Source organism: Paenimyroides ummariense, assembly GCF_900115115.1.
GTDB lineage: Bacteria > Bacteroidota > Bacteroidia > Flavobacteriales > Flavobacteriaceae > Flavobacterium > Flavobacterium ummariense.
The window spans coordinates 200,285-217,955 of record NZ_FOVI01000002.1; the positions used below are offsets into that span (position 1 = coordinate 200,285).

A 17,671-nucleotide genomic window follows, 5' to 3' on the forward strand; every position below is an offset into this window, starting at 1 on the left:
AAATAGAAAAAAGACCCAAGAATAAAAAGATCGTTTTAAACGTAAAGGTTGTCATTCCGAACTTGTTTCGGAATCTCAAAAGATTATTTGAATATATTTAATGAGAAGCTGACTCGAGCTTGCGAACAGAACGAAGTTAATCAAGTTCAGCTTGACAACAGATTAGATTTAGTCTTGTATTAAAGAGAAAAGTCGAACGAATAGATAATTTTCAATCATTCAATCTTTGAATCATTTAATTTGTAGAAAATCATAATGAAAAAAATATTAGTTGCAAACCGTGGTGAAATTGCACTGCGTGTAATGAAAACGGCAAAAAAAATGGGAATTAAAACCGTTGCTGTTTATTCGGTTGCCGATCGCCAGTCGCCACATGTAAAATTTGCCGATGAAGCTGTTTGTATAGGCGAAGCACCATCGAACCAATCGTATCTTTTAGGCGATAAAATCATCGAAGTATGTAAAGAATTAGGGGTTGACGGTATTCATCCGGGTTACGGATTTTTATCTGAAAATTCGAAATTTGCCGAACTGGCAGAGAAAAACGGAATTACGTTTATCGGTCCAAAATCGCATGCCATTGAAGTAATGGGCGATAAATTGGCGGCAAAAGATACTGTAAAAGCCTACGATATTCCTATGGTTCCTGGTTTGGATCACGCAATTACCGATATTGATGAAGCGAAGAAAGTAGCGAAAGAAGTCGGTTTTCCTATCTTAATCAAAGCATCTGCCGGTGGTGGTGGAAAAGGAATGCGTGTGGTAGAGAAAGAAGAAGATTTTGAATCGCAAATGCAACGCGCTATTTCCGAAGCAACATCCGCTTTTGGCGATGGATCTGTTTTTATTGAAAAATATGTAGGATCTCCGCGTCATATCGAAATTCAGGTGATGGCAGATACACATGGAAACGTAGTTTATTTGTTCGAACGTGAATGTTCGGTTCAGCGTCGTCATCAAAAAGTGGTTGAGGAAGCTCCGTCTGCCGTTTTAACTCCTGAAATTCGTCAGGCAATGGGCGAAGCTGCTGTAAAAGTGGCAAAATCGTGTGATTATGTTGGTGCAGGAACGGTTGAGTTTTTGTTGGATGAAAACAAGAATTTCTACTTTTTAGAGATGAACACGCGTTTGCAGGTAGAGCATCCGGTTACGGAATTGATTACAGGAATCGATTTAGTAGAAATGCAGATTCGTGTAGCTCGTGGCGAAGTGCTTCCTATCAAGCAAGAAGATTTAAAGATAAAAGGTCATGCTTTGGAATTACGTGTGTATGCAGAAGATCCTTTGAATGATTTCTTACCATCAGTGGGGAATTTATCGACTTACATTTTGCCAGAAGGCGAGGGTGTTCGTGTAGACAACGGTTTTGAACAAGGTATGGATGTGCCTATTTATTATGATCCAATGCTTTCTAAATTAATCACGTATGGTAAAGACCGCAACGAAGCAATTGAGTTGATGTTAAAGGCAATTCAAGATTATAAGATCGAAGGTGTGAGTACAACATTGCCATTTGGAACGTTTGTGTTTAAGCATGATGCGTTTGTTTCGGGCGATTTCGATACCAATTTCGTTAAGAAATTTTACAGTGCCGATATCATTAAAGAAAGTCAGGCAAAAGAAGCCGAAGTTGCAGCTTTAATAGCTTTGAAACAATATTTTGCAGATCAAAAAGTTTTACGCGTACCAACGAAGCTATAGTTTAAAAGTTTAAGGTTTAAAGTTCAAAGTTTTAAAGCTTATAACTAAAAACTAAGAACTAAAAGCTAAATAAAAGAAAGAGAATGGAATCAAATACAAAATTCGATATTTTAAATAAAAAATTAGCCGAAGCCAAATTAGGCGGTGGCGAAAAGCGTATTACAGCGCAACATGCTAAAAAGAAATTAACGGCTCGTGAGCGTATCGAATATTTTTTCGATGAAGGATCGTTCGAAGAAATCGGAGCGTTTGTAACACACCGTACCAAAGATTTTGGTTTAGATAAAGAACATTATTTGGGTGATGGTGTTATTACGGGCTACGGAACAGTAAACGGACGTTTAGTGTATGCTTTTGCGCAGGATTTTACGGTTTTTGGTGGAGCTTTATCTGAAACGCATGCTGAAAAAATCTGTAAAGTAATGGATATGGCATTGAAAGTAGGTGCTCCAATGATCGGCTTGAACGATTCGGGTGGCGCGCGTATTCAAGAAGGTGTGCGTTCGTTAGGCGGTTATGCCGATATTTTCTTTAGAAATGTTCAGGCTTCTGGAGTTATTCCTCAGATTTCAGCAATTATGGGTCCATGTGCAGGTGGAGCAGTTTATTCGCCAGCAATGACCGATTTTACTATGATGGTTGAAGGATCTTCGTACATGTTCGTTACCGGACCAAACGTTGTTAAAACCGTTACCAATGAAACCGTTTCCGCAGAAGAATTGGGTGGAGCATCAACACACTCAACAAAATCAGGAGTTGCGCATACAACATCTGCTAACGATATTGAGTGTTTAGAAGATGTAAAACGTTTGTTAAGTTACATTCCGCAAAATAATCAGGAAGTTGTTGAGGATTTACCTTTTGAGTTTGGCGATGAAATCCGCGATCAGTTAAACAATATTGTGCCAGATAACGCGAACAAGCCTTACGATATGCACGATGTAATCAATAATGTAATCGACGAAGATTCGTTCTACGAAATTCATAAAAACTATGCCGAAAATATCATTGTAGGATTTGCACGTATCGGTGGAAAATCGGTTGGTATCGTAGCAAACAATCCAATGTTTTTGGCAGGATGTTTAGATGTGAATTCCTCAATAAAATCAGCTCGTTTTGTTCGTTTTTGTGACGCTTTCAATATTCCGTTATTGGTGTTGGTTGATGTACCTGGATTTTTACCGGGAACCGATCAAGAGTGGAATGGAATTATTGTTCACGGTGCAAAATTATTATATGCGTTGTCTGAAGCTACTGTGCCAAAAGTGACTGTAATTACACGTAAAGCCTATGGTGGTGCATACGATGTAATGAACTCTAAACACATTGGTGCAGATATGAACTTTGCGTGGCCAGGAGCAGAAATTGCTGTGATGGGAGCAAAAGGAGCATCGGAAATTATCTTTAAACGCGAAATTGCAGAGGCAGCAGATCCAGCAGCCAAATTAGCAGAAAAAGAAACAGAATATGCTGAAAAATTTGCAAACCCATATCGTGCAGCACAACGTGGATTTATCGATGAAGTTATTTTTCCACAAGATACCCGCCGCAAATTAATCAAAGCATTTAAAATGCTTGAAAATAAAGAAGTAGCAACACCAAACCGCAAACACGGAAATATTCCGTTGTAACTTGTTAGTAGTTAGATACTAGATTTTAGATATTAGAAAACCGTTCATCGCAAGTTGAACGGTTAACGTTTTTACAAACTCAATTATAAAATTAGTTTATTGTTTTATTTTAGCATATAAATTATAAAAAATTAAAATGATTGAATAATAACTACATCATCAATTATGTTTGAAATAATCTCATTAATTATTACTGTTGTATTAGGTTTACCAAGTTTAATAATTTTTCTAAAGCAGAAAAAAACGAGGTTGGTTTATCTAGAAAATAAACAAATTAATGTCCAAGAAGATTTACTTAAAAATTTTGATAATATTTCTATTAGTTATAATGGGCAGGAAATTAATTCAAACTTGATTTTTATAAGAGGATTTATAATATGCGATGGTGATAAAGATATAACAAGTAAAAACAACTTCATTGAAATTATAAGTTCTAGTAACTCAAACTGGACAGATTTTAAAATTATTTCTAAAAGTAAAGGTCTAACAGAAACTTCTACAATTAAAGAAAATATTGCAACGATAAATTTCGATTTATTCAAATCTCAGGAAAATTTTGAATTCGAAGGTATTATTGAGAAAAGCGAAAATGTAAAGATAGAGGATATTAAATTAAAGTTTTTTCATAGAATTCCAAATATAGATAAAATCGAAATTTTAAAAGCTGAGGATTTAAAAAATCTAAAATATTCATTTATGATCTCAACAATTTTACTTTTGTTTGGATTATTTATACTAAATACTCAATATCAAATTAAAAGTCATAATATTTTAGTTTACGATGCTAAAACAAGAAATGAAATTAAATCTAATGATATATTATACTCTGATAATTTGCAAACAAAAATAGATTCTTTAAATAATGAAACTAATGGAATTTATTTAATATTTAGTGCTTCCAAAAAGTATGATATTATTTATGATAAATATAATTTTAATAGCTTAAATTCTAAAAAAGAAAAAAAAACAATTTTCTTTAAGAAAGAAGTGTCTTTCGAAAATATTTTTACTTTATTTATAGCTTTAATTTTTCTAATTTTTTCAACATCTTTTTATTTATTATTTTTTCATTATTACTCTAAAAAAAAATATTTGAAATATATTTCTACGATTAATTGACTTACCTAACTTGATTGATCATATTACTTTTTGAAAAGAATTTAAGAACCAGTAGTACCCCAGCTAGCGCGAGCATCTTGCTCGTGCAAAGAATAAAAACTATTCGTGAGCAACGAAAGATAAACTTGGAGGAATACAAGATAAACCGTGAGCAACACAAGATTAAGTGTGAGGAATACAAAATCAACAGTGAGGAGCACAAGATTAAGTGTGAGGAATACATCCTCATCCTTGAAGAATACAATCTTATGACAAATAGACAGAAGATCATGTCAACCCCATACACCATAAGGCGTAACAAATACAAAACAAACTACAAAAACCCGTTTTTAAGCAACGGAACAATTATTGATACTTAACTTAAACATAAAAACAAATATCAAAGACTGTTGTTTTACACCAATATCTTTGCATCAACGAGAGTTCTTTCTCACAAAAAACAAAAAAATGACAATAGAAAACAACCATGTAGTTACAGTAAACTACAAACTTCATACTATTGAAGCAAACGGAGAAAAAGTATTTGTTGAAGAAACTACAACAGAAAACCCGTTAACTTATTTACACGGCGTAGGCATGATGATTCCTAAATTCGAAGACGAAATGAATGGCTTAACGGCAGGCGATAAAAAATCGTTCACTATTTCACCGGAAGAAGGTTACGGAGCAATTGATCCGAATGCTGTGGCGCAATTACCTTTAGATATGTTCAGCGAATCGGGCTTGCCACCGGTTGGTGCTATGTTGCCTTTGACCGATGATCAAGGAAATCAGTTTCGTGCGGTTGTTGTTGAAGTAAACGATAATGCCGTTGTTGCCGATTTAAACCACCCAATGGCTGGTAAAACATTAAATTTTGATGTAGAAGTTGTGGCTACACGTCCGGCTACAGAAGAAGAATTGTCTCACGGACACGCTCATGGTATCGACGGTACTGAAACACATTGATTTATAACCAAAACCGACTTTCAATTGAGAGTCGGTTTTTTATTAGTATTATGACAAACAACAATCCTTTACACGGAATGACGCTGCAAAAAATACTCGAAGAAATGGTAGAGTTTTTTGAAGGCTGGGAAACAATGGGCAAAGAAATTCCTATTAATTGTTTTAAAAAAGATCCAAGCATAAAATCATCGCTCACTTTTTTGCGTAAAACGCCATGGGCACGCACCAAAGTAGAACAGTTGTACCTTAAGATTTATCCACATTTAAAGAAAAACAAGCTGTAATCAGGTATTCAAAACCTTTTCAATCAGAAGATCGGTTTCATCCTTAAAAGAAATATCCACAATATCGTTGCTGTATAACCAGCTTTTTAATTTATCAACTTTTAAATCTTCGCTTCCGGTTACGCCCAGTTCTTTTAATGCCAAATAATTGCAGTATTGTTCAAATTGGCCTTTAATCGGCACTACATACAACATCTTTTTAAGATGCAAAACTTCAGCAGGAAACTCAAAACCCGCACCGCATAAAACTCCTTTTGTTGTTGCCAGATAAGATGTAAACAACTGCTCATCGATAGGGAAAAAAGTACAGTTCCCCTGCTTTTTAGATGTTTTACTGAAAGGTGAAAATACAACCCAATCCATATTTTTAATTTGCGAAAGCACTTTATACAGCTCATCGTTATAAAAACTGGGAAGATAAACCAGAATATAATCCTCTTTTTCGCAGTTTAAATTTTTGATCGAATTACGAATGATCGGATGAAAAATAGTATCATCGTATTTCGTAAAATGAAACCCAAACGAGTTTTGAATAGGCGCATATTTCTTTAAAATAAGCTTGCTTAAATGAAAATCTTTCTGCGGTTTAGGTGCTTTATCATGCAAAACGGCTGCCTGATGACTTAACCCGATGATTTTTTTGTTTCGATATTTGGCAGCATACGCCGTAACAGGTTCAAAATCGTTAATAATTAAATCGTATTGCTGAATGGGCACATTTTGTACCGATCTTAAAAACTGCACAAACGAATTTTTCTTTATGATTTTCTTGTAATTCAAACCGCCTTTTTTAGAGTAGAACAACGAAATTCCTTTGTTCTGCACGGCGTTTCCTTTAAACGGCAACTGCGAGTTCTGCCCCGAAATAAATACATCAACTTCGGCGTGTTCTTTTAATTTGGGTACTAAAACGTTGGCGCGCGCAATGTGTCCGTTGCCTGTTGCCTGTAATGCGTATAAAATTTTCATTTAAAAAAGACTTCAATTTCTTTGTATTGATCGGGAGTTTGCTGTGGTTTTTGATCGATCTGATTCATTAAATAAATCACCAAATCGTTTTCGTAATGATAGATTTCCCACGAACCGTTGTTGTATTCCAAAGCCGTTAAATTTTCGATCCAATCGCCCGAATTCAAATACAAACAACTTCCTTTTGCAGTAGTAACTTCTCTTTTTTGCGGTTGATGGATGTGTCCGCAGATCACGTAATCAAACTTATTTTCAATAGCCAGTTCAGAAGCTGTTTCTTCAAAATCGCCAATAAACTTCACGGCTTTTTTAATGTTGTTCTTTATTTTTTTGCTGAAGGAATATTTCTCGCGCCCCACTTTAGCTAAAATCCAGTTCGAAAGGTTGTTCAAACGAATCAAATAATCATACCCAATGCCGCCTAATTTGGCGATCCATTTTGAATGTTGAACAGATGAATCGAAAACATCGCCATGAAAAACCCAGGTTTTCTTTCCGTCTAATTCAAAAATATGTTTGTCTAATAGTTGGATCTTACCAAAAGTCATAGGAGAGAATTTCCGCAGAAACTCGTCATGATTCCCCGTAAGATAAATTACCTGACAGTTTGTTAGCGACAAATTCAGAATATATTTGATGATTTCGAGGTGACTTTCAGGAAAATAACTTTTTTTAAATTGCCAGATATCGATAAAATCACCGTTTAAAATCAATACTTTTGGATCTATTGACCGTAAATAATTCAACAACTCTTTGGCTTTGCAACCGTAAGTTCCCAAATGTGTATCTGAAATTACCGCTACTTCAACACTTCTCTTCATATTAAACAGAATTTTACCGAAGGTACTGCCGCGTTGTAAACTTATGGTTTTAAAAAAGTTATGTTTAAAACAACAAAACCGCTTACATTTGTAAAAAGATCGATATGAAAAATTACATTTTATGTTTTGTACTACTTTGGCAGTTTGCTGTAAATGCGCAAAACAGATTTACACAGATTTTACCCGAAACCGAATATATTTCCACCGAAAACGAACTGAATAATTTTGGTATGTATGATTTTTCGCCTGTAATTTTAGGATTGGAAATGAACAGAACATACGGAACAATTGGCAACAGTTACAGAAGAATCCACATAAAAATAACCAAAGTTGAAAAGGATATTGCCAATCCAAATGTTTATAGCGTAACAGGAAAATCAAAAGTGGGCAGCAATGTTGAAAGTTTTACAGGAATCATTAAGCTTCAGTCGGTCAAACATATTAAAATTACTGAATTAGACAATGAACCTGTAAACCCATCTGCAAAATATGAAGGTGTAATTTCGGGTACTTATGAATTTAAAGAACCTACAGATCGCAATCATTTCGGAGTTTTTGAAGGAACTTATAATGCACTTTTTCTAATTACAAAAGACAATGTTGTTTTTTATAACGATTTAGGCTCATTTAGCAATGGTTACATGAATAATGTGTACCAAGGTTTTTGGACTGATTATCAAACCAAAGAAGCAAAAATTTGCAAATGGGCTGATTTCCGCGTGCCTGATGTTTCGGGCGATTTTGATTTAGGAGCCGGCGAATTTAGTCCCAACGAAAAATACAATAACAAAGGTTGGCAAACCTATAACGATGCGTATTTACGAAAAGACAAATCTGCTTTAGCTGCCGAAGAGGCTGTTTGGTGGGAATAATTAGACAACTTTAATTAAACTACCGTCTTCATCGGTTTTTGTGATTTGTAACGCTACGGGAATGCGTTCTTTTAGTTCTTCAACGTGCGAAATAATTCCAACAATGCGGTTTTCTTTGTGCAGGTTGTTCAACGTTTCAAACACAATATTAACCGATTCGGCATCTTGCGTTCCAAAACCTTCATCGATAAAGAAAAAGTTTTTGCTAGCAACGCTGTTTGTCTGCACACTTTCTGCCAACGCCAACGCCAAACTCAGCGAAACCTGGAACGATTGCCCGCCCGAAAGCGTTTTCACACTGCGTGTTCTGCCTTCGTTTAAATAATCAATCACTTCAAAATCGTTTGCTTCGTTAACCTGCAAACTCAACTGGTTTCGAGTCATTTTACGGAAGCGAATATTCGCATTTTCGCACAGTTGTTTCAAATAAATCGACGAAACATATTGAACAAAACCGGCAGCTTTAAACAAATTGCTCATTGTTTTCAGGTTTTCTGCTCGTTTTTTAAGTTGATCTAACGTTTTTAGTAATTCTTTTTTCTGATTAAAAGCTTCGGTTAAACGAGTAATTTCTGCGGTAGTTTTGGTAACGTTTTCGGTAGCAGTTTTTAATTCGATTTCGGCAGTTTCAAAATCTTTTTCGTACTGATAATAAGCCGTTTCATTAAAAATTTCGTCTTTTAGTTTAACTTCTAATTCCTGAATTTGATTATTCAGCGTTTTGTACGCAACCGTAAATTCTTCAATTTCTTTTCGGAGAACTTCCACATTTAGGTTTAAATGCAGAATTTCAACAACTTTTTCTTTGTTTTCGATATTTTGATCGAACAGATTTTTGTTGAAAAGATCGTTTAATTCTTCCAGATTTTTATTAAGATCGAACAATTGTTTTTCAGTTGATACAATCGATGATTTTTGAACATGAATTTGAGTATTTAACTGATTAAACTGTTGGTTATATTGGTTAAAATCAGTTTCGATTCTATGATTAAACGCTTTTAAATCTCTTAATTTTTGTTCGATTTCTTCAACCGAAAAATTATTAAAATCTGCGAAATCAAGAATTTTTAAATTACTTAAGTTTTGATTGATTTGTGCTTGTTTTTCTGTTTCGTCTAACTTAAATTTCTCTAAAGCTTTTTTATATTTTTCTGCTGTTTCCTGTTGATTTTCTAATTGTGCTCTTTGCTCTGAAATGAATTTATTTTTAGTTTCGATTTGTTTTGTTAAATCAAATGAAGCTTGTTTCTTCTGCTGAAAATCCACAAAATCATCTGCATTAAAATCGATCCAAATAAAACCTGCATTGTGTTGAACAATTTGATTTTTTAAATTTTCTAAATGATTATTCTCTTTTAAAAATTGATCTTGAAACATTGTAAGTTTCTGAATTTTTTGTCGAATTTTATTAGTAAACTCAGCATAATTATTCTGCTTTTCATCAATCAAGTCCATCCCTTTTTTCAGTTCGTCTAAATGCAAAGTAACATCGTTCAACGTTAAAATTTCAGGATGTTCTAACGATCCACAAAGCGGACAAGCCTCGCCTTTATGCATGTTGTGTGCAAAATGAGCTAATTCCTGCTGCACTTGAAATGATTGCAGTTTTGCGGTTAATTCCTTTTTTTGTTGCGAAAAAGTATCGTTTAAAGTTTTTACATCATTTTCAAAAGTTGAAATTTCAATTTTATCACTGATTAATTCGTTTTCAATTAACTGAATTTCGCTTTTTAACTGATTGTTTTTCTGTTCTTGATGATTCCAATCTTTCTCTAAATGTTGTTTTTTGCTGAACCACTCGCCAACATTGATTAAAACAGTGGTTTCAATTTGATTTTTAGCAAGATTATTTATCTCAATTTCGGTTTCTTTTATGGTTTGCTGCAGTTGATTAACAATATGTTCTATTTCATGAACTTTAGCTTCTCCGTTAGAAGTTCTATTTTTTAACTCCACAACATCAGCAGTAAACTGAATTATTTTTGCAATAAAATCTAAATCGTTTTCCTGTAAACGCTTGTTATGTAAATCATCAACATAGGGTTTTGTTTCGTTAATAGCAGCTTCAATTTTACTTAATTCTGTTTCTGAATTTTGTAAAAGTGTTTTGTCTGTTGCTAATTGACTGGTTTTTTCTTGAATCTCACTTTCGGTTTTTTTAATGTCAACCAACAACTGATTAAACGTTTTGTAAACACGATCGTAAATTTCTAATTCCGACTTTTTCTGATCAATTGAGGGCTTTTGATTGTTGAGTTCTGCGAACTGATTTCTCTTATTTTGTAACGATTCAAAATCGGTTTTTATACTTTTTAAATGCTGTAGTTTTTCGTTAATAATTTTGAATGCACTTTGTTTTTGTATTTGAATTGTAGTTTCTTCTTTAAGTTTCTCTTTTAAAAGTGAAATGTTTTCTTCGGAAACTTCATCGTAACCTGACAATTTTCCTTCTAACTGATTCAAATCGGTAAGATTTTTACTGTTTAAAACCGAAACTTTATCAGACAGATCAAATCGATGCAGTTTAAAAATTTCTTTCATCATTTTGGTTCTGTCTGTAGCTCTCAATTCAATAAATTCTTTGAATTGACCTTGCGGAATTATGATGGTTCGTTTGAAATTATCATAACTCAAGCCCACAAGTTCTTGTGCATTGCTATGATTCAAAGGAATCCAATCGTTATTTATCCATTCATAAAAAACAACTGATGGCGTTTTAATATCGTCAAAACGTTTAGAATTTCGCTTAAATTCACGAGTTATCCGAAATATTTTGTCTTCATAATTATAAAAATCGAACGCAATAAAAGCAGTGTCCGATTTTAAATTCATCATATTATATGCACGTTTGTCTTTTGAATTTAATCGCTCGGTTTCGCCGTATAACGCAAATGTAATGGCTTCTAAAATGGATGACTTTCCCGATCCAACCGAACCAAAAATGCCGAACAAACCTGCGTTTATCAAGTTTTCAAAATCAATTGTTTGTCTTTTTTGATACGAATACAAACCTTCTATCGTGAGTTTAATTGGGATCATAAATTTAATTCTGTAAGGGGTTGAACAAAGAGAAAAGACGATAGACGAAAGACATTGCTTTTATCTTTCACTATTATTTAAAACTTCATTAAACAAATCCATTAATTCGTTATTTGGTTCTTGGTTGGCGTTTTTCGATTTGAAATAATCTTTAAACAAATCTTTTATGTTTTGATTTAGGTTTATTTCTCTTGCTGAAATTTCGTCTGCACCATTATTTTTTACTTTCGGAATTAAATGCACAATGCCTGAATGTGCCTGAAATATCGCTTTTCGTTCATCGGTGGTTAAAAAAGTATCGGTTTCCATTGTCAATTCCACCAAAGTATCCGGATTTTCCAACAACCAATTTACTGCATCATCAACCAATTGAAAGGTTTTACGAACCAACGCTTTTCCTTTGGTAAGATTTATTTTAGAAAAACTTACATTTTGATTTGGTTGGGCGTTGATGATGGATACATATTTGGTTTGACCGGCTTCGCTAAAGCTGTAGCACAAAGGCGACGACGAATAAACAACGGGGTTTTCGGTTGTGCCGATGTTGTTAAACGCATGTAAATGACCCAAAGCAGTATATTGAATTTGCGGCGGAATACAATCGGAATAAACCATGTCTGCTGTGCCAATTTTAATGGGCTTTTCGCCTTCGGGTTCTTCTAAAAGGGTAGTGCCGCGTTTGTTCATATATAAATGCGAAATCAGCAGATTTACACCTTTATCATCACAAAATTCATCGGCAATTTTTGTCCACTGATCTTTTAAAACGGCATTCAATTGCTCTTCTTTTTCCTCACCAAAATAGTGTTTTAAGCGTATTTCGTTTGCATAAGCCGTGTGAATAATTCGGATTGGGAAATCGATATTTTTTATGATTATTTCGATAAAACCTTCAGTAGATTTTTCTATTTTAAAATGATCTAACTCAAACAGATTGACTTTTTCGTTAGGATAACCAATTAATATAATTCCGCATTCACGTGCCAAAGGATCGGGTGCATTGATACGATCGGGCGAATCATGGTTGCCGGCAATGGCAATCACCGGTCGTTTTGCGTTGTTTGTAAGTCGTTTTAAAGTTTTGTAGAACAAATCAACCGCATCAACCGCCGGATTAAAAGCATCGAACAAATCGCCGGCAATTAACACCAAATCTACATCTTCGCGATCGGAAATTTCCACGATTTCATTCATTACATCAATCTGTTCTTCAAATCGTGAAAAACCGTCTAAACGTTTTCCTAAATGCCAATCGGCTGTATGCAGAATTTTCATGTTAGTCTTGTTGTAAATCTTGGTTGTTTTGCTGGTTGAATTGTTGCTGGATCTGTTTTAATCGTTCTTTTCGAAGTGTTTTGGCATTACTTTCTTTATTCTTTTTCTGATCGACCTTTTTCTTATGAGCCAACCGGTTGGTTTCGTTTCTTCTTCCCATATCAAATATAAATTGAAGTTAAGACATTAATTGTCGTTTTGAAATGTTCCCGAAACATAATACCAACGATCATTCATTTTTTGAAAAACAGATAATTCATGATGTAGCTGTTCGTTTTGATCTTGATCGATATAATATGCCTTGAATTCCACTTGATTTATGGTTGTAACATTAACGATTTCTAACTTGATCCATTGATTAATTTCGCCCCATTCCTGAAGTTCTTCTTTGGTATGAAATTTACGTTTTGCAGGTAAGGTTGTGGTCATTAAATAGTCGCCGTTTGGAATGGCGAAAGCAGAAAAGCGAGAACGCATCAAAGCTTCGGCAGTGGGTGCGTATTTTTCTTTCGTGTGATAAGGCTCACAGCATTCTGTGTATAATTTATTGGAGCAGCAAGGACAATTCATTGTATAATGTTTTTTCAAAAATACGCATAAAAAAAGAGGCGTAAATGCCTCTCTTTATCTTTTTTATGCTTGATTATTCTTCTGCTTGTTGTAAAGCTTCGGCACTTGCATATTTCATAACCAAACCTTGCATAGTCATATTAACTTCGTTACTTAAAGTACCAGCTTTTTGTTCAAAAGTGGTCTTATCTTTAGGTTCAAGAACAGTTACTTCTTTAGTTTCGGCAAATTTTTTGTTTGCAGCTTTTAATTCGGCAGCATCATAATTTTCATCAACCAATTTAGAGAAATCTGTTACAAAACCATTTACCAATGCATCAAACTCTTTATTAAAATCATCAACTTTAGCTGTATCAATCATTGGTAGTATTTGTTGTTTAACACCATCAATATTAGCTTTCATGCCCATGTTGTCAACAAACGTTTTAGCATCTTGTGTTTGGGCGAAACCTGTTTGAACTGCAAGCAGCATGATTGCGCCATAAATAAACTTTTTCATAATTTTTTATTTAAAATAGACATCTAAATTACTACTTTTTTTAATTTATACGCTATTGATTAACATTATTACAACAATAAACGAGGTTTATTCAACCCCGTTTTTATAATTATTGCATGTATTTCATTAAGATTCCTTGAAGTTGCATTTGCCATTCTTGCATACCTTTCATCTGATCTTTTAAGATTTTTGGCGTTGATTCTTGCATCTTTTTACCTAATGGCGAGTTATAAAATTCAATCATTTTTTTTACATCATCATGGGTATAATATTTCATCATGGCTTCTGCTGTTTTTTCATAAAGATCTGGCATAATTCCATCAATATCTTTTTTGAAATCTGCTCTTTTATCAGCAGGAATCTGTTCAATAACTGGCTCTAATAAAGCTGTAATATTAGCTGTTGTTCCAGATATTTTAACCATTTCAATTACATCTTTCTTAAAATCTGCTGATTGAGCTGATACAAACTGTACCGATAACAACATTGTTGCAGCTATAAATAAATTTTTCATGTGCTGTATTTTATAAATTAAAGTTAATTCCTTGTGCCAATGGCAATTCTGTACCGTAATTAATGGTGTTTGTTTGACGGCGCATATACACTTTCCAAGCATCAGAACCCGATTCGCGTCCGCCGCCTGTTTCTTTTTCACCACCAAAAGCGCCACCGATTTCTGCGCCCGATGTACCAATATTTACGTTTGCAATACCACAGTCTGATCCCGCGTGTGATAAAAACAATTCTGCTTCACGTAAATTATTTGTGAAAATTGAAGATGATAATCCTTGAGGAACTCCGTTTTGCATATCAATCGCTTCTTCAATAGTGCTGTATTTCATTACATATAAAATTGGTGCAAAAGTTTCTTCCTGAACAATTTCGAAATCATTCTTCGCTTCAATAATACATGGTTTTACGTAACAACCGCTTTCGTAACCAGCACCTTCTACTACACCACCTTCAACAACAATTTTACCACCTTGGGTTTTAGCTTTTTCAATTGCTTTTAAATAATCTTCAACAGCTTTTGTATCGATTAGTGGACCAACGTGATTTGCTGCATCTAAAGGATCGCCGATTCTCAACTGTCCGTACGCATTTTTCAATGTTTCGATCGTTTTATCGTACACACTTTCATGAACAATTAAACGACGGGTTGATGTACAACGTTGACCAGCAGTTCCTACTGCTCCGAAAACAGCACCAACTAATACCATGCTTAAATCTGAATGTTCTGATACGATAATGGCATTGTTTCCACCCAACTCTAAAATAGTTTTACCAAAACGTTCTGCAACTGTTTTTGATACGTGACGACCAATACGAGTTGATCCTGTAAAAGAAACCAACGGTACGCGTTTGTCGTTATTCATTAAATCGCCCGAAGCATTTCCTGTAACTAAACAGCTAACACCTTCTGGCACATTATTTTTTTCGAATACTTTCGAAATGATATTCTGACATGCAATAGCGCATAGCGGTGTTTTAGAACTTGGTTTCCAAACACAAACATCGCCACAAACCCAAGCCAAAGCTGCATTCCAAGACCAAACAGCAACAGGGAAGTTAAATGCAGAAATAATTCCTACAATTCCAAGCGGATGATACTGCTCATACATGCGGTGCATTGGTCGTTCTGAATGCATAGTTAAACCATATAATTGGCGAGATAAACCTACTGCAAAGTCACAGATATCGATCATTTCCTGAACTTCACCTAAACCTTCTTGTAAGCTTTTACCCATTTCGTACGAAACCAATTTACCTAAAGCATCTTTGTTTTCGCGTAATGCATCACCCACCTGACGTACAATTTCGCCACGTTTTGGTGCTGGTACTAATCTCCATTCTTTAAAAGCTTTTTCGGCAGTGCTCATTACTTTTTCGTAATCACTGTTTGATGATGTTTGAACCGTACCGATTAGCGAACCGTTTACCGGTGTGTATGATGAAATTTCTGATCCGTTTGCAAACCATTGCGTTCCTGTTGATGAACCCAGGTTTTTATTGTTTAAGCCTAATTGCGATAAAATTGTTTTCATTGCTTTTTTATGATAATATTCTGTTTTTATATAGTTTTTGTAAGATACTAAAATTATGTGGATTAACCAACAAAACGCTCATCTGCTTCCATAACCGTTCCACATTTTTTGCAGGTACGTAAATCTTCCGACGTATAGAAATGTTTAAAATGAGGCAGAAAATCGGTTTCAATGTTTTCTAAAGGAAAATAAACTTCGTACAGTTTTTCGTTGCAGTTTTCACAAAACCAAAGCAATCCGTCTTTTGCATCGGCATTGGCACGTTTCATTTCTACAACCAAACCAACCGATCCTTCTGTTCTAATTGGTGAATGCGGAGTTTTAGCCGGTAAAAGAAATACGTCGCCAGCATTCAATTCCATCACCTCTTTACCATTTTCGGTTTGAACGGCAATTGAAATACTTCCTTCTAACTGAAAAAAGAACTCGTCGGTTTCGTTATAGTGATAATCTTTACGGGCATTTGGTCCGCCTACAACCATTACAATAAAATCGCCCGATTCTGTATAAATATTCTTGTTGCCAACAGGTGGTTTTAGCAAACCTCTGTTTTCATCAATCCAATTCTTTAAATTAAAAGGTTTCTTCATTTCCATAATTATTTAGCGCTTAACCACGATTGTGGGTTGTTGTAATCACTGTTTTTGGTAATAAGGAATTTTAAAACCGATGCACCTTCAAAATTGGTTCCAACGGTTCCGATTTTTTGTTTGGTTGATACTTTTTGACCTTTAGATACACTTACCGATGCCAGATTTTGGTACACCGTAATGTATTCTCCGTGACGAATAAATACCGTTCTTGAATTTCCGATTACCTGAATTTGCGAAACTTCACCCTCAAAAACACTGCGAACAGTAGATCCTTTTTCGGTGCTGATTTCAATTCCGTGATTTTCGTATTCAATATCGTATTCCGGATGTTTAACCGTTCCATAACGCGATGAAATATATCCTTTTTCAACCGGCCAAGGCAAACGTCCGCGGTTATTACTAAAACTTGTTGCCAAAGCTTTCTCTTCCGGCGTCATATCAAACTTACCTGCAGAACTCGTAGTAGTAACCGTTGGTTTTGAAGTTGTTTTAGTTCCCGATTTTGCATTGCGAGCTTCCTCTTCGCGTTTTCTTTGTGCTTCTTCTTCACGTCGCTTGCGGTTCTCTTCTTCAATAATCTTTTTAATGATCGCTTTAATCTGTTGGTCGATCTTTTTGGTTTCCTGTTGTTTGGTTTTAATTTGCGAGCTGTATTTTTTGCTGTCTTTCTTAACCAAATTCATTAATTCGGTCTGTTTGCCTTTTTCAACCTCTAATTCTTTACGCTGATTTTGTTGTTCGTTTTGAACAACTTGCTGTTTGTTTTTCTGCGCTTCCATGTGGGCAGAAATTCGCTCTAATTCTTCAAATTTTGCTCGAATTTCATCTCCTTGCGATTTGCGGTATTTGGCATATTGCTTAATATACTGCATACGTTTGTAGGCTTGCAAAAAGTTGTTACTCGATAAAATGAACATGATTCGGTTTTGTTCCGATCGAGATTTGTAAGATTTCACGATGGTTTTAGCATAATCGTCTTTTAAAACAGCTAATTCGCGTCTTAATTTGTTTGCCGCCAGCGTGTTTACGTAAATATCGTTAGATAAAGTTCGTATCTGTTTTTGCGAATTATTGATTAATTCGGTTTGAAGTTTTATTTTTTTATTCTGTTCATTTAACTCTGCCAAAATGTTGCGTTCCTGCTTTTTATTGGTATTAAGCAGGGTTTGAAATTCTTTAATCTCTTTTAAAATGGCTGCTTTTCGCTCTTCCAGCTTGCGTTGTTCTGCTGCATAATCTTGTTGAGCGAATGTATTAAACGATAAAAATAATAGTATGATGGATAAAATGCGACGCATTAGCTTG

Annotated in this window: 17 protein-coding genes; 6 read left to right on the forward strand and 11 right to left on the reverse strand. The window is 34.7% G+C overall.

Annotated features, from left to right (window positions below; all coding sequences use genetic code 11):
- Positions 1-255: 255 nt before the first annotated feature.
- From accC to BM253_RS02615, 5 genes are all read left to right on the forward strand, one after another.
- Complete coding sequence (accC, locus tag BM253_RS02595; protein WP_091518618.1) at positions 256-1,701, forward strand: acetyl-CoA carboxylase biotin carboxylase subunit; 1,446 nt, start codon at positions 256-258, stop codon at positions 1,699-1,701.
- Between the two features lie 83 nt (positions 1,702-1,784).
- Positions 1,785-3,332: an acyl-CoA carboxylase subunit beta gene (locus BM253_RS02600; protein WP_091518620.1), complete on the forward strand. Its 1,548-nt coding sequence runs from the start codon at positions 1,785-1,787 to the stop codon at positions 3,330-3,332.
- A 165-nt stretch (positions 3,333-3,497) separates the two neighbouring features.
- A complete protein-coding gene (locus BM253_RS02605) occupies positions 3,498-4,451 on the forward strand; it encodes a hypothetical protein (protein WP_091518624.1) in 954 nt (317 codons plus the stop codon).
- Positions 4,452-4,898: 447 nt separating this feature from the next.
- Positions 4,899-5,399: an FKBP-type peptidyl-prolyl cis-trans isomerase gene (locus BM253_RS02610; RefSeq protein ID WP_091518628.1), complete on the forward strand. Its 501-nt coding sequence runs from the start codon at positions 4,899-4,901 to the stop codon at positions 5,397-5,399.
- A 50-nt stretch (positions 5,400-5,449) separates the two neighbouring features.
- Entirely contained in the window at positions 5,450-5,683 is a 234-nt protein-coding gene (locus BM253_RS02615) for a VF530 family protein (RefSeq protein WP_091518631.1), read from the forward strand.
- Here the strand turns inward: BM253_RS02615 and BM253_RS02620 are convergent, their stop codons facing one another.
- Both BM253_RS02620 and BM253_RS02625 read right to left on the reverse strand, forming a co-directional pair.
- A complete protein-coding gene (locus tag BM253_RS02620) occupies positions 5,684-6,652 on the reverse strand; it encodes a glycosyltransferase family protein (RefSeq protein ID WP_091518634.1) in 969 nt (322 codons plus the stop codon).
- Positions 6,649-7,473 carry a UDP-2,3-diacylglucosamine diphosphatase gene (locus BM253_RS02625; protein ID WP_091518636.1) on the reverse strand — a complete coding sequence of 275 codons (825 nt, stop codon included), beginning with the start codon at positions 7,471-7,473 and terminating at the stop codon, positions 6,649-6,651. The genes BM253_RS02620 and BM253_RS02625 overlap by 4 nt, the downstream gene beginning before the upstream one ends.
- A 104-nt stretch (positions 7,474-7,577) precedes the next feature.
- Between BM253_RS02625 and BM253_RS02630 the strand changes: the two genes are divergently transcribed.
- The gene (locus BM253_RS02630) at positions 7,578-8,345 is read left to right on the forward strand and encodes a hypothetical protein (protein WP_091518639.1); all 768 of its coding nucleotides are present in this window, start codon (positions 7,578-7,580) and stop codon (positions 8,343-8,345) included.
- Here the strand turns inward: BM253_RS02630 and BM253_RS02635 are convergent, their stop codons facing one another.
- From BM253_RS02635 to BM253_RS02670, 9 genes are all read right to left on the reverse strand, one after another.
- Entirely contained in the window at positions 8,346-11,384 is a 3,039-nt protein-coding gene (locus tag BM253_RS02635; protein ID WP_091518643.1) for an SbcC/MukB-like Walker B domain-containing protein, read from the reverse strand. It lies immediately after the preceding gene.
- A 60-nt stretch (positions 11,385-11,444) separates the two neighbouring features.
- On the reverse strand, positions 11,445-12,659 hold the full coding sequence (locus tag BM253_RS02640) for a metallophosphoesterase family protein (RefSeq protein ID WP_091518646.1): 1,215 nt from the start codon (positions 12,657-12,659) through the stop codon (positions 11,445-11,447).
- Position 12,660: 1 nt separating this feature from the next.
- Positions 12,661-12,819, reverse strand: coding sequence for a hypothetical protein (locus BM253_RS17265; protein ID WP_177205695.1), 159 nt, complete (start codon positions 12,817-12,819; stop codon positions 12,661-12,663).
- 26 nt (positions 12,820-12,845) lie between these two features.
- Positions 12,846-13,229 (reverse strand): YchJ family protein, encoded by a 384-nt coding sequence (locus BM253_RS02645; RefSeq protein ID WP_091518648.1) that lies wholly within the window; start codon positions 13,227-13,229, stop codon positions 12,846-12,848.
- Positions 13,230-13,302: 73 nt separating this feature from the next.
- Positions 13,303-13,728 carry a hypothetical protein gene (locus tag BM253_RS02650; protein WP_091518651.1) on the reverse strand — a complete coding sequence of 142 codons (426 nt, stop codon included), beginning with the start codon at positions 13,726-13,728 and terminating at the stop codon, positions 13,303-13,305.
- Between the two features lie 109 nt (positions 13,729-13,837).
- Positions 13,838-14,242 (reverse strand): DUF2059 domain-containing protein, encoded by a 405-nt coding sequence (locus tag BM253_RS02655; RefSeq protein ID WP_177205697.1) that lies wholly within the window; start codon positions 14,240-14,242, stop codon positions 13,838-13,840.
- 10 nt (positions 14,243-14,252) lie between these two features.
- A complete protein-coding gene (gene amaB / locus BM253_RS02660; protein WP_091518656.1) occupies positions 14,253-15,773 on the reverse strand; it encodes an L-piperidine-6-carboxylate dehydrogenase in 1,521 nt (506 codons plus the stop codon).
- Between the two features lie 62 nt (positions 15,774-15,835).
- Positions 15,836-16,369: a 3-hydroxyanthranilate 3,4-dioxygenase gene (locus BM253_RS02665; protein WP_091518659.1), complete on the reverse strand. Its 534-nt coding sequence runs from the start codon at positions 16,367-16,369 to the stop codon at positions 15,836-15,838.
- A gap of 2 nt (positions 16,370-16,371) precedes the next feature.
- Positions 16,372-17,664: a murein hydrolase activator EnvC family protein gene (locus BM253_RS02670; protein WP_091518663.1), complete on the reverse strand. Its 1,293-nt coding sequence runs from the start codon at positions 17,662-17,664 to the stop codon at positions 16,372-16,374.
- Positions 17,665-17,671 lie beyond the last annotated feature (7 nt).